The sequence below is a fragment of the Halorubrum sp. CGM5_25_10-8B genome (assembly GCF_005435095.1).
Taxonomy (GTDB): Archaea; Halobacteriota; Halobacteria; order Halobacteriales; family Haloferacaceae; genus Halorubrum; species Halorubrum ezzemoulense.
In genome coordinates, this window is the sequence record NZ_SGTY01000002.1 from 198,219 (window position 1) to 211,307 (window position 13,089).

12 protein-coding genes are annotated in these 13,089 nt (G+C 70.0%); 9 read left to right on the forward strand and 3 right to left on the reverse strand.

Translation table 11 applies throughout. The features are described from left to right. Positions 1 to 37 precede the first annotated feature (37 nt). Positions 38 to 391 (reverse strand): VOC family protein, encoded by a 354-nt coding sequence (locus EXE51_RS02545; RefSeq protein ID WP_049931776.1) that lies wholly within the window; start codon positions 389 to 391, stop codon positions 38 to 40. A 26-nt stretch (positions 392 to 417) separates the two neighbouring features. Continuing rightward, positions 418 to 1,806: a tRNA(Ile)(2)-agmatinylcytidine synthase gene (locus EXE51_RS02550; RefSeq protein ID WP_137691980.1), complete on the reverse strand. Its 1,389-nt coding sequence runs from the start codon at positions 1,804 to 1,806 to the stop codon at positions 418 to 420. A gap of 197 nt (positions 1,807 to 2,003) precedes the next feature. Here EXE51_RS02550 and EXE51_RS02555 point away from each other — a divergent pair, with 197 nt between their 5' ends. Beyond that, positions 2,004 to 2,975: a transcriptional regulator gene (locus EXE51_RS02555; RefSeq protein ID WP_049931780.1), complete on the forward strand. Its 972-nt coding sequence runs from the start codon at positions 2,004 to 2,006 to the stop codon at positions 2,973 to 2,975. 18 nt (positions 2,976 to 2,993) lie between these two features. Here the strand turns inward: EXE51_RS02555 and EXE51_RS02560 are convergent, their stop codons facing one another. Next, positions 2,994 to 4,637, reverse strand: coding sequence for a P-loop NTPase (locus tag EXE51_RS02560; RefSeq protein WP_137691981.1), 1,644 nt, complete (start codon positions 4,635 to 4,637; stop codon positions 2,994 to 2,996). A gap of 167 nt (positions 4,638 to 4,804) precedes the next feature. Between EXE51_RS02560 and ahaH the strand changes: the two genes are divergently transcribed. The 8 genes from ahaH (at position 4,805) to EXE51_RS02600 (ending at position 12,994) form a co-directional block, all read left to right on the forward strand. Further along, a complete protein-coding gene (ahaH, locus tag EXE51_RS02565) occupies positions 4,805 to 5,161 on the forward strand; it encodes an ATP synthase archaeal subunit H (protein WP_049931783.1) in 357 nt (118 codons plus the stop codon). Between the two features lie 4 nt (positions 5,162 to 5,165). Further along, positions 5,166 to 7,379: a V-type ATP synthase subunit I gene (locus EXE51_RS02570; RefSeq protein ID WP_089308874.1), complete on the forward strand. Its 2,214-nt coding sequence runs from the start codon at positions 5,166 to 5,168 to the stop codon at positions 7,377 to 7,379. 202 nt (positions 7,380 to 7,581) lie between these two features. After that, positions 7,582 to 7,833, forward strand: coding sequence for an ATP synthase subunit K (locus EXE51_RS02575; RefSeq protein WP_049931785.1), 252 nt, complete (start codon positions 7,582 to 7,584; stop codon positions 7,831 to 7,833). 21 nt (positions 7,834 to 7,854) lie between these two features. Further along, positions 7,855 to 8,433, forward strand: coding sequence for a V-type ATP synthase subunit E (locus EXE51_RS02580; protein WP_049931787.1), 579 nt, complete (start codon positions 7,855 to 7,857; stop codon positions 8,431 to 8,433). After that, on the forward strand, positions 8,430 to 9,476 hold the full coding sequence (locus tag EXE51_RS02585; protein WP_049931788.1) for a V-type ATP synthase subunit C: 1,047 nt from the start codon (positions 8,430 to 8,432) through the stop codon (positions 9,474 to 9,476). The genes EXE51_RS02580 and EXE51_RS02585 overlap by 4 nt, the downstream gene beginning before the upstream one ends. Next, positions 9,473 to 9,802, forward strand: a complete 330-nt coding sequence (locus EXE51_RS02590) for a V-type ATP synthase subunit F (protein ID WP_006629423.1) — start codon at positions 9,473 to 9,475, stop codon at positions 9,800 to 9,802. Before EXE51_RS02585 ends, EXE51_RS02590 begins: the two co-directional genes overlap by 4 nt. Position 9,803: 1 nt before the next feature. After that, a complete protein-coding gene (locus EXE51_RS02595; RefSeq protein ID WP_049931790.1) occupies positions 9,804 to 11,567 on the forward strand; it encodes an ATP synthase subunit A in 1,764 nt (587 codons plus the stop codon). A 2-nt stretch (positions 11,568 to 11,569) separates the two neighbouring features. Further along, complete coding sequence (locus EXE51_RS02600; RefSeq protein WP_049931791.1) at positions 11,570 to 12,994, forward strand: V-type ATP synthase subunit B; 1,425 nt, start codon at positions 11,570 to 11,572, stop codon at positions 12,992 to 12,994. The last annotated feature ends 95 nt before the right edge of the window (positions 12,995 to 13,089 follow it).

Here is a 13,089-nt window from a genome sequence, read left to right on the forward strand (position 1 = left end):
ACTCCGACAACCGAGCGCGGTTCGCCTGCTCTCCAACTTACTCGATGTCGACTTCCTCGTCGAGAAACACCTGACACTCGACGGTCCGGCCCTCGGGGTCCTCGGCGAAACACTGGTAGATGTCGTACGTCTCGTTCTCACGCGGCGGCGTCACGACCGCGTCGCCGAGCCGCTCGCTCGCGGCGTCGACCGCGTCACGGTCCGGGTAGACGAACGTGAGGATGCCGCAGTCGTCGACCTCGTCGCGCTCGCAGAACCCGAACAGGAAGCCGCCGAACGCCAGGATCGTACAGTCGGGCTGTTCGACCCGCACCGTCGCGCCAAGTCGCTCGCGGTAGAACTCGACGACCGCCTCGCGCCGCTCCGTCGCGTGGAAGACGATTCCGGTCACGTCGGCCCGCTTGCGCGGCGAGCACTTTATCGCTCCGGGTGGGTCGGCGCGTCGAACCCGCCCCGGACGAGTGGCTTCGCGACGTGTCGGCGCGCGCTCGGCGGGACCTCGTACCAGCCGGCCTCGAGGTCGCGCTCGATCGGCTCCACGACCTTCCCCGGCGCCTCAGTCCCGCAGTCGCGGCACCGGTACCCCTGATCGCTCCCGGCCGACGACATCGAGCGACCGCAGTCCGGGCAGGTCGGCACCGCGGGCGCGGTCCGGACGAGGTCGCGGACGGCGAACTTCTCCAGCTTCAGGGTGCTCGCCGGCTCGTCCGCGTTGTCCCGGACCTCGTGCTCGCCGCAGAGCGTGACCCGGTCGCCGGGGCGGAGCGCCCGGACGCGGTCGCGGAACCGGCCCGTCGGGGCGAACGCGACGGCGCGGAGGCGGTTGGCGTCGGTCTCACCGTCCGACCCCACTCCGGCGGCGTCGCTCGCGACGTCGACGTGGACGTGGCCACCCCGCTTCGTCTCCGGCGCGCTCGCCACCGCGCCGGCGACCCGATAGCCCGCGCCGTCGCGGAGGTCGCCGATCCGGCTGGGTGCGAGGTGGGCGTCGGTGCCCTGGTTCGTCAGGAACGTCGCGGCCCGCTCGGTCGGCTCGCTGTCGACGGCGGCCGCCACCGCTCGACACGCGGCCGCGTCGTCCCCCCGGATCCCGTAGAGGATCGGGCCGGGCGCGTTCGGCACGCAGACGGTCTTCCCCGTGCCGCGGTCGACCGTGTCCCACACCGCCGGATACCCCTCGTCGGCGGCGGCGAAGACGCTCTCGGCGTCGACCTCGCGGGGCGTCCCGCAGCGGTCGAGTTCGCGGTAGGTGATGCGCTCGAACGTCCAGTCGTCGAACGCGGCCGGCGCGCCGACCGCGGCGAGCGCGCCGATCCGCCCCCGGCCAGCGACAGCGTCCGATTCGCCCGCGCCGCCCGCCGACCCGACCGCGACGTGTCGGAACCCGTGTTCGTCGGCCAGCCCGACGGCCTCGGCGACCGAGAGCCGCTCGCGGAGCGCGCGCCGCGTGAACGCGGCCACCGCGTCGGGGATCGGCGTTCCGGTCGGATCGAAGGGGTCGCCGGCGACGTCGAGGTCCGCGGCCACTACGCCGGGCGAGGTACGCGGGTCCGCGGCCGCGGCGAACGCTTCGACCGCCTCCGCCGCGACCGACGCGGCCGACTCCGCGTCCGTCCCGGTGACGTGGAGCGCGACCGCGGCGTTCCCGCGTGTCTTGTGTTTCACGGCCGGATTGAGGCGGACGAGCAGCCGGCGCCGGACCCGAGCCCCGGCGTCAGCGAGGCGCTCCGCGATCCGCGTCGCCACGTAGGTCGTACACATCCCGCGCTCGCGGGAGTCGGTGTCGTCGACGGCGACGATCGGCATGTCGCGACGTTCGCGTCGCCGAGGCAAGCCCCTTTCGAGGCCGGTCGAGGCTGCTCCGGGCCGGCTGAGGCGATACAGCGACCGCTCGGGTATATAACCGTTTCCCGCCGCGGGAGGAAGAAATCGCCCGCGGGCGGTGGGTTCGCCGGCGAACGGGCGACACAACGCATATATACGGCGAGACGCTTGTTCCGGCTATGTCCCGGACTGCGCTCATCGGGAACGTCACCGCGATGCTGGAGGACGCAGGGTTCCTCGTCAGCGACCGGTGTGCGGTCCGGCCCAAGAGCTTCGACGTGGCGGCCCGCCGTAACGAGGACCTCCTCCTCCTGAAGATCCTCGGCAACGTCGACGCGCTCGACGCGGAGACCGGCGCGGAGATGCGCCGGCTCGGCGAGTACCTCAGGGGGACGCCGATGGTGATCGGGATCCGGACCCGCGACGAGGAACTGAAGCCCGGCGTCGTCTACTTCCGACACGGCGTCCCGGTGATCAACCCGGACACCGCCTACGACCTCTTCGTCGAGGGGATGCCGCCGCTCATCTACGCCGCCCCGGGCGGGCTGTACGTCAGCCTCGACGGCGACCTCCTCGCCGACGAGCGCGAGGAGCGCGGCTGGTCGCTCGGCCGGCTCGCGAACGAGCTGGGCGTCTCCCGGCGCACCGTCTCGAAGTACGAGGACGGGATGAACGCCTCCATCGAGGTGGCGATCCAGCTGGAGGAGCTGTTCGACCAGCCGTTCTCCAGCCCGGTCGACGTGCTCGACGGCGCGGACGAGGTCCGCGACTCGGAGCCGACGCCGTCGGCCCCCGAGGCCGACCCGGACGACGAGCACGTCCTCCACGTGCTGACGAGCGCCGGGTTCACGGTCCACCCGACCGCCCGCGCCCCGTTCAAGGCCGTCTCCGAGGACGAGGACAGCCCCGAGACGCGCGTGCTCACCGGCCACTCCGCGTTCACGGCCGCGGCCGAGAAGCGCGCCCGGATCATGTCCTCCATCGGCGAGGTCGCCCGGACCCGATCGGTGTACTTCACCGAGGAGAAGGAGAAGCGCGAATCGGTCGACGGCACCGCCTTGGTCTCCTGCGAGGAACTCGCCGATGTCACCGACCCCGAGCAGATCCGCGAGCTGATCCGCGACCGGGCCCGCGCTCCCTCGGAGGCCTGACGAGCCGCCGCGCTCCGCTCAGCGACCGAGTAGCCGACTGAAAAATCCGCCGTCGCCCTCTTCCTCCTCCTCGTCAGCGGACGACGCGTCGGCGTCGTCTGTCGCCTCTCTGCCGGCGTCGCCGTCCGGCTCGTCCTCGTCCGATAGCACGGTGTTCATCGTCCCGGTGTCGTCGTCGCGGAACGGGATGCTCCCCGCGAGTTCATCGTCGATGTCGTCCGCCGCCGGGTCGGCGCTCGTGGTCCCCTCGCCGTCCGCCTCTCCGTGCTCGGTGGCCGCCTCGCGTGCCGTCTCGTCCGCGTCGGGGATCGCGTCCGGCTCCTCCTCCGTCTCGGCCTCGGGGCCGGTGGCCTCGAGCTCGGCGGCCGCCCTCCCTCCAGCCATGGACTCGTCACCGGCGTCGGTTCCGCCGGCCTCGTCGTCGCTCGCCGCATCGCCGACGGCCTCGCGAGTCGGCTCGTCGTTCTCGACGGGCTCTTTCGGGTCGCCGCGGGCGTCGCGTGTTTCCCCGTCGGTATCGTCGCCCACGTCTCCGTCCGCGCCGTCGTCACCGCCTTCCTCCGTATCGTCGCCCACGTCTCCCTCCGCGTCGTCGCTCACCTTTTCGTCCGCGTCGCCGTCCGGCGGTTCGCTCTCGCTCGCGACGATGATGTCGTCGCCGTCGCCCGGCTCGGCCACGCCGCTCGCGTCGGGGTCCGCGACGATGATGTCTTCGTCCGACTCGGGCTCCGTGCCCTCGTCTTGGTCCGCCTCGGCCTCGGCGGCCGCGTCCTCATCCGTTTCCCTGGCAGCGTCCCGCTCGCTCACCTCGCTCGGGCCGCCGTCGTCCGCGTCGTCCGCCGCCGGTCCGTCGTCGACGATCACGGCGTCGTCGTCCGTCGCGGTCGGCTCGCCGTCGCCCTCCGCGTCGTCCGCCCCGGCTCCGCTCGCGGCGTCGGCCGCGGACCCGTCGAGTCCCGCCCCCTCCACCTCGGCGCCGGTCAGCGCTCGGGTCAGGTCGCGGTAGGCCCGCGTCGCCGGCGCGTCGGGCGCGGCCTCCGGCAGGGACCGGCCCGCCGCCGCGGCCCGGGCCACGGCCTCGTCTTCGGGGATCTGTCCGAGGACGGAAGCGTCGAGCAGCGCCGTGACGACCTCGTCGGCGTCGGCCGTCACGCGGGTGATCGCGGCGCCCGCGACCGTCCCGCCGAGTCGCTCCGTCAACTGCCGCGTCTTCTCGGTGTCGCCGAGGGCGCTCCGCTCCGGCGTCGAGACGAGCAGCGTCTCGTCGGCGATCGCGAGCGGGAGCGTGGAGTCGTGCGACAGCCCCGCGCCCGCATCGACGAACACGTAGTCGGTGCCGTCGAACGCCTCGACGACCCCGCGGAGCCTGGAGGGGTCCGCGGCCGCGTACGCGTCGAGGTCGGCCGCCCCCGGCACGACCCGCAGCCCGGACGGCCCCTCCCGGACCGCCGCCGCCGGGTCCGCGTCGCCGGCGAGTACATCGTGAATCGTGATCTCGCCGGGCGTCACCCCGACAGCGTCCGCGAGGTTCGCCATGCCGAGGTCGGCGTCGATCGCGACGACGTCGGCGCCCGAGTCCGCCAGCACCGTCGCCAGCGCGGCGGTCGTGGTGGTCTTCCCGACGCCACCCTTCGCCGACGCGACCGCATACACCGTTGCCATACGGTGACGGTCCGGCGACTGCTACTTAAATGTAGGCGGCGGCGCGCGACTGCGGCCGACGCGTTCGGCTCGAAGTACCGCCGAATCGCCTCAGAATCCGGTCGCACCCCCGCGGGCTTTCGCAAACACCTTATACGTCGCTTCTAGAGTTTCAGGCGATTAGTAGCATGGCGAGACCAGAGGTGCTCGAATCCATCAAGCAGGCCGAACGGGAGGCGGACGAGATCGTCGCGGAAGCGGAGTCCGACGCCGAAGAGCGCCTCGCCGAGGCTCGAGAGCGCGCGGACGAGATCCGCGCCGAGGCCGAGGAGGAGGCGGAGTCCGAGGCCCAAGAGCGGCTCGACACGGCCCGAGCGGAGATCGAGGAGCGGCGCGAGGAGATCCTCGAGTCGGGGCGTGCCGACCGCGACGAGCTCGAACGCGAGGCCCGCGACCGCGTGGAATCGGCCGTCGACTACGCCGTCGAGCGGTTCGAGGCGGCGGTTCACGAGCAGGCCGAGGAGGCGGTGGATGCTCAGGCCTGAGCAGATGAGCCGGGTGTCGGTGACGGGCTCGAAGCGCGTCATCGACGACGTCATCGAGGCGGCGTACGCCCACCACTCCCTGCACGTCACCGACTACGACGACCGGTACGAGGGGTTCGACCCCGGAACGTCGCTCGACGGGGCCGAGACCGTCAACGAGCGGCTCGTGACGGTTCGGTCGCTGGAGAGCATCCTCGACGTCGACGAGGACGACGCCGAGGTCGCGCGGTCGCTTGACGACGACGAGCTCGAAGCCGAGCTCGACCGCGTCCGCGACCGCGTCAACGAGCTCAACGACCGGCGCGACGAGCTACAGGGCGCGATCCGCGACCGACAGGAGGAGATCGACCGGATGGAGCCGTTCGCGGAGCTCGGGATCGACCTGGACTACCTGCGCGGCTACGACTCGGTCGAGGTCGTCGTCGGCGAGGCGAAACCCGCCGCCGTCGAGGCGGCGCTCGGGGACGCCGAGACGGTCGACGCCTTCGACGTGTTCGTCGGCGGCGACGTGCTCGCCATCGTCGCGAGGCCGACCGACGGCGACGCGGAGGGCGTCGTTCAGGACGCGCTCGTCGGCGTCGACATCGCGCTGCTCGACGTGCCGGACGCCGACGCGAGCCCGGAGGAGTACGTCGCGGAGCTGGAGGCCGAGCAGGCCGACCTCCGCGACGAGCTCGACGGCGTCGAAGCCGAGCTCGACTCGGTGAAGGAGGAGGCCGCGGGCTTCCTGCTGCGCGCCGAGGAGAAGCTCACGATCGAGGCCGAAAAGAAGGAGGCGCCGCTCTCGTTCGCGACCACCGAGAACGCGTTCGTCGCGGAGGGGTGGGTGCCGACCGAGTCGTACCCCGACTTCGAGGCGGCGGTCGTCGACGCGGTCGGCGACCACGTCGAGGTCGAGGAGCTCGAACGCGCCTCGTTCACCCCCGACGGCGACCACCACTCCGAGCCGGTCGACAGGAGTGGCGGCACCGAGTCCCCGTCGGCCGACGACGGCAGTGCGTCCGCCGAAACAGAAGCGGCGGTCGCTACCGACGGCGGCCACGCGGCGCACGGCACCGACGACCCGCCGGTCGTCCAGGACAACGGGAGCGCGGCCGGCCCCTTCGAACTGCTCGTCCAGGCGTTCGGGCGGCCGAAGTACTCCGAGTTCGACCCGACGCTGCTCGTGTTCCTCACGTTCCCGGCGATGTTCGGGTTCATGATCGGCGACGTGGGGTACGGCGTCCTGTACGCCGCCATCGGGTTCTTCATGTACTCCCGGTTCGACGGCGCGTTCCGCGAACTCGGCTCCGTCGCGATGTGGGCGGGCGGCTTCACGATACTGTTCGGGATCTACTTCGGCATCGACCTGTTCGGCTACCACGCCTACCAGCTGCTGCCGGGTGATGTCCACTGGCCCGTCGCCGGGAAGGGGCTCTCGCCGGCCGACCTCGACTGGGGGCTCTCGTTCCTCGTCGTCAGCGTGGTGTTCGGTATCGTTCACCTCAACATCGGCCACGTGCTCTCGTTCGTGAGCACGCTCCAGCAGCACGACGTGAAGCACGCGCTCTATGAGGCCGGCTCGTGGCTCCTGATCCTCAACGGCGCGTGGATCTGGATCTTCAGCCAGCACGTCCCCGGCCCGAAGCCCGACTTCCTGTTCGAGTCGGTGTCGCTCCTCACGTTCGGCACGGTCTCGTTCAGCGGCTTCCCGGTCGTCGTCGGTATCGCCGGCGCCGTCGCCGCGGGTCTTGGGCTCGTCCTGCTCGGGATCGGCGAGCCGCCGGAGCTCGCGGAGTTCCTCTCGCCCATCGTCAACGTCATCTCGTACGCCCGGATCATGGCCGTCCTGCTCGCGAAGGGCGGGATGGCGCTCGCGGTCAACCTGCTCGCGTTCGGTGCGTACATCGACAAGGGGGGCGAGGGGAGCTTCCACTTCATCTTCTCCGCGGAGCACCTCCATCACGTCCAGGAGACGCCGAGCGAGGAGCTGGTCTTCGCGGGGATCACCACCGCGTTTGACCCCGCCTCGATCGGTCTCGTGGGCATCGTCGCCCTCGTGGGCGGCATCGTCGTGGCGCTCGTCGGCCACCTCGTCGTCCTGCTGCTCGGCGTCACGTCCGCCGGCATCCAGGCGGTCCGCCTCGAGTACGTGGAGTTCTTCGGGAACTTCTACGAGGGCGGCGGGCGGGCGTACCTCCCGTTCGGCCGCGACCGGAAGTACACCCGCGACGACTGACGGTCGACCCGACCGTCCGTCGTCCGCCGGTCTCGCCGCTTCGCAGCCGGTTGAAACGCGACGGTTCCGTCGGGTTTCGACGCGATAGCGTCCGCTCTCGCCTCCGTTCTTCCGTCTTCTGTCCGGTCGTTTTGGGAAGCTTTATGACTCCTCTGGGGGCAAATAGCAACCGTTCGGAGACGAGCAACCGCAACTACTACCAATGCTTGAAGCTACCAACGAACTCGGGAACCTCGTACTGTCGACTGGTGGAACGCTGACTGACCCCAACGCCGCGGCGGCGCTGGCCGTCGGGCTCGCGGCGCTGGGCGCGGGCTACGCGGAGCGCGGTATCGGGTCGGCCGCCGTCGGGGCGATGGCCGAGGACGACGACCTCTTCGTCAACGGGCTCATCCTGACCGTCCTTCCCGAGACGATCGTCATCCTCGCACTCGTCGTCGTCTTCATCGTCTAAGCGGTACTTCCTTCCACACCAATGAGTTTGGAAACCGTCGTTGAGGACGTCGAAGATGAGGCCCGCGCGCGTGCGGAGGAGATCCGCGAACAGGCCGAGGCGGAGGCCGACGAGATCGTCGCCGAGGCGGAGGCCGACGCGGAGCGCATCCGCGAGGAGCGGCTCGCCGAGGTCGAAGACCAGATCGACCAGGAGCGCGAACAGACGCTCTCCTCGGCGAAGCTCGAGGCCAAACAGGAGCGGCTCGGCGCTCGACGTGACGTCTTGGAGGACGTCCACGACGACGTCGAAGCGGCCATCGCCGCCCTCGACGGCGACGATCGCCGCGAGCTCACCGAGGCCTTACTCGACGCGAGCCTCGCGGAGTTCGACGACGACGAGGCCGTCGCCGTCTACACCCGCGCCGAGGACGTCGACCTGCTCGAAGACCTCGTCGCGGACCGCAACGCCGAGGTCGACGGCGAGGTCGACTGCCTCGGCGGCGTCGTCGCGGAGAGCGACACCTCCCGCGTTCGCGTGAACAACACGTTCGACTCGGTCCTGGAGGCAGTCTGGGACGACGAGTTGAAGAACATCTCGGAGCGGCTGTTCGACCAATGAGCGCCGCCGGCAGCCCGAACCCCGAGTACGTCGTCGCGCGGGTTCGTGCCCGCCGCGGCAGCCTCTACGGGGACGAGGAGTACCGCAAGCTCACCCGGATGGGCCCGGCCGAGATCGCCCGGTTCATGGAGGAGTCGAGCTACGGCGAGGAGATCAACGCGCTCGGCAGCCGCCACGGCGGCGTGGACCTGATCGAGTACGCGCTGAACCGGAACCTCGCCGAGCAGTTCGACGCCATCCTCGACTGGAGCGAGGGGTCGCTGTACGACCTGATCGCCCGGTACCTCCGGAAGTTCGACGCCTGGAACGTGAAGACGGTCATCCGCGGCGTCTACACCGACGCGGAGCAGTCGGCCGTCGAGGTCGACCTGATCCGCGCCGGCGAGTTCGACGACCGCCGGATCCGTCGCCTGCTTGAGGCGGACTCGATCGACGGCGTGATCGAGGTCCTCGAAGACACGATCTACGGGGAGCCGCTGCGGGAGGCGTACGCCGAGTTCGAGGAGACGGACGTGCTGGTGCCCTTAGAGAACGCGGTCGACCGCGCGTTCTACGAGCGGCTCCTCTCCGGGCTCGGCGGCGACGAGCCGACCCGGCAGTACGAGTCGTTCCTGGTGGCGGAGGTCGACTTCCGGAACGCGACGAACGCGCTCCGGCTCGCCCGGTCGGGCGCCGACATCGACCCCGCCGCGTACTTCATCGAGGGGGGCGACCTGTTCACCCGCTCGTCGCTCGCGCGGCTGGCGCAGAACCTCGACGAACTGGTCGAGTACATCGGCGACAGCCAGTACGGCGAGGAGCTCGGGCCCGCGCTGCGCGAGCTCGAGGAGGCGGACAGCCTCATCGCGTTCGAACACGCGATCGACGGCGCCCTGCTGGCGTACGGCGACCGGCTCGGCACGATCCACCCGGTGTCGGTCACCCCGGTCATCTCGTACATCCTCGCGAAGGAGCGCGAGACGGAGAACATCCGGGCGATCGCCCGCGGCAAGGAGGCCGGCCTCTCGGCCGACGAGATCGAATCGGAGCTGGTGATAACATGAGCCAGGAGATAGCGGTCGTCGGCAGCCCGGAGTTCACGACCGGATTCCGCCTCGCCGGCGTTCGGGCGTTCGAGAACGTGCCGGACGACGAGAAGGACGAGAAGCTCGACGACGCCGTCGAGCGGACGCTCGACGACGAGGGCGTCGGCATCATCGTGATGCACGACGACGACCTCGACCACCTCTCGCGGGGGACCCGCGAGGCGGTCGAGGGCAGCATCGAACCGGTCCTCGTGACGCTCGGCGGCTCCGGCGCCGGGAGCGGCGGGCTGCGCGACCAGATCAAACGCGCCATCGGCATCGACCTGATGGAGGAAGACGACTAATATGAGCAAAGCAGACACAACCGACGCCGTCGAAGACAGCGGCGTCATCCAGAGCGTGAGCGGTCCGGTCGTGACCGCCCGCGATCTCAACGCCCGCATGAACGACGTCGTCTACGTCGGCGACGAAGGGCTCATGGGGGAAGTGATCGAGATCGAGGGCGACCTCACGACGGTTCAGGTGTACGAGGAGACCTCCGGCGTCGGCCCCGGCGAACCCGTCGAGAACACGGGCGAGCCGCTGTCGGTCGACCTCGGCCCGGGGATGCTGGACGCCATCTACGACGGCGTTCAGCGCCCCCTGGACGTGCTGGAGGGCAAGATGGGCAGTCCGTACCTCGACCGCGGGGTCGACGCGCCCGGCATCGACCTCGAGGAGGAGTGGGAGTTCGAGCCCGAGGTCGAGGCGGGCGACGTCGTCGAGCCCGGCGACATCGTCGGCGTCGTCGAGGAGACGGTCACCATCGACCACAAGGTCATGGTGCCGCCGGACTACGAGGGCGGCGAGGTCGTCGCCGCCGAGTCCGGATCCTTCGACGTCACCGAGACGGTCGTCGAGCTCGACAACGGCGAGGAGGTCTCGATGCACCAGGAGTGGCCGGTGCGCGAGGCGCGCCCCGCCAACGACAAGAAGACGCCCCGGACGCCGCTGGTGTCCGGCCAGCGCATCCTCGACGGACTCTTCCCCATCGCGAAGGGCGGGACGGCCGCGATCCCCGGCCCGTTCGGCTCCGGGAAGACGGTCACGCAGCACCAGCTCGCGAAGTACGCCGACGCGGACATCATCGTCTACGTCGGCTGCGGCGAGCGCGGCAACGAGATGACCGAGGTCATCGAGGACTTCCCCGAGCTCGAGGACCCGGCCAACGGCAACCCGCTGATGGCCCGCACCTCGCTCATCGCGAACACCTCGAACATGCCGGTCGCGGCGCGTGAGTCCTGTATCTACACCGGGATCACGATCGCCGAGTACTACCGCGACATGGGGTACGACGTGGCGCTGATGGCCGACTCCACCTCGCGGTGGGCGGAGGCGATGCGCGAGATCTCCTCCCGGCTGGAGGAGATGCCCGGCGAGGAGGGGTACCCCGCGTACCTCGCCGCCCGGCTCGCGCAGTTCTACGAGCGCGCCGGCTACTTCGAGAACATCAACGGGACGGAGGGCTCCGTCTCGGCGATCGGCGCGGTGTCGCCGCCCGGCGGCGACTTCTCCGAGCCGGTCACCCAGAACACGCTGCGGATCGTGAAGACGTTCTGGGCGCTCGACGCGGACTTGGCGGAGCGGCGCCACTTCCCGTCGATCAACTGGAACGAGTCCTACTCGCTGTACAAAGACCAGCTCGACCCCTGGTTCGAGGACGAGGTCGCCGACGACTGGGCGGAGCGCCGCCAGTGGGCGGTCGACGTGCTCGACGAAGAGACGGAGCTCCAGGAGATCGTCCAGCTCGTCGGGAAGGACGCCCTGCCCGACGACCAGCAGCTGACGCTGGAGGTCGCGCGCTACCTGCGCGAGGCGTACCTCCAGCAGAACGCGTTCCACCCGGTCGACACGTTCTGTCCGCCGGAGAAGACGTACCTGATGCTGACGACGATCCAGACGTTCAACGACGAGGCGTTCGACGCGCTCGACGCCGGCGTCCCGGTCGAGGAGATCATCGACATCGAGTCGGCCCCGCGGATTAACCGTATCGGCGTCCAAGAGGACTACGAGGAGTACGTCGAGGATCTCAAGTCGGAGATCACCGAGGAGCTCCGGAGCCTCTACTGACCATGAAAGAGTATCAAACCATCACCGAGATCAGCGGCCCCCTCGTGTACGCCGAGGTCGACGAGGCGATCGGCTACGACGAGATCGTCGAGATCGAGACGGCACAGGGCGAGACGCTGCGCGGACAGGTGCTCGAATCCTCGGAGGACGTGGTCGCGATCCAGGTCTTCGAGGGGACGAGCGGTATCGACAGAGACGCGTCCGTCCGCTTCCTTGGCGAGACGATGAAGATGCCCGTCACCGAGGACCTCCTCGGGCGGGTGCTCGACGGCTCCGGCCGCCCGATCGACGACGGCCCGGAGATCGTCCCCGAGGAGCGACAGGACATCGTCGGCGCGGCGATCAACCCGTACTCCCGGGAGTACCCCGAGGAGTTCATCGAGACGGGCGTCTCCGCCATCGACGGGATGAACACGCTCGTCCGCGGGCAGAAGCTCCCGATCTTCTCCAGCTCCGGCCAGCCGCACAGCGAGCTGGCGATGCAGATCGCCCGGCAGGCTAGCGTGCCGGAGGAGGAGGAAGGCGGCGACGACGAGGAGGGCTCCGAGTTCGCCGTCATCTTCGGCGCGATGGGGATCACCCAGGAGGAGGCGAACGAGTTCATGGAGGACTTCGAGCGCACCGGTGCGCTGGAGCGCTCCGTCGTCTTCATGAACCTCGCGGACGACCCCGCCGTCGAGCGGACGGTCACCCCGCGCATGGTGCTCACCACGGCCGAGTACCTCGCCTTCGAGAAGGACTACCACGTCCTCGTCATCCTGACGGACATGACCAACTACTGCGAGGCGCTCCGCGAGATCGGGGCGGCCCGCGAGGAGGTGCCCGGCCGCCGCGGGTACCCTGGGTACATGTACACCGACCTGGCGCAGCTGTACGAGCGCGCGGGCCGGATCAAGGGCCGCGAGGGCTCGGTCACGCAGATCCCGATCCTCACGATGCCGGGCGACGACGACACTCACCCGATCCCGGACCTGACCGGGTACATCACGGAGGGGCAGATCTACGTCGACCCCGACCTCAACAGCCAGGGCCTCCAGCCGCCGATCAACGTCCTCCCCAGCCTGTCGCGGCTGATGGACGACGGGATCGGCGAGGGGCTCACCCGCGCCGACCACGCCGACGTGAAAGACCAGATGTTCGCGGCGTACGCGGAAGGTGAGGACCTCCGCGACCTCGTGAACATCGTCGGTCGCGAGGCGCTGTCGGAGCTCGACAACAAGTACCTCGACTTCGCGGACGCGTTCGAGTCCGAGTTCATCGACCAGGGCTTCGAGACGAACCGCGACATCGACGAGACGCTCTCGATCGGCTGGGACCTCCTCTCGATGCTGCCGAAGGACGCCCTCAACCGGATCGACGAGGAGTTCATCGAGGAGCACTACCGCGAGGACGACTCCGAGCGCAAGGTCGTCGAAGCGGCCGACTGATCCGCCTCGACTCACCTTTTACCCGCGGTCGATACCCCTCGCCAGCGACCGCGCCGCGGTGACCGCGCTCGGGGGCCGATCCGCGGCGGCTGCCC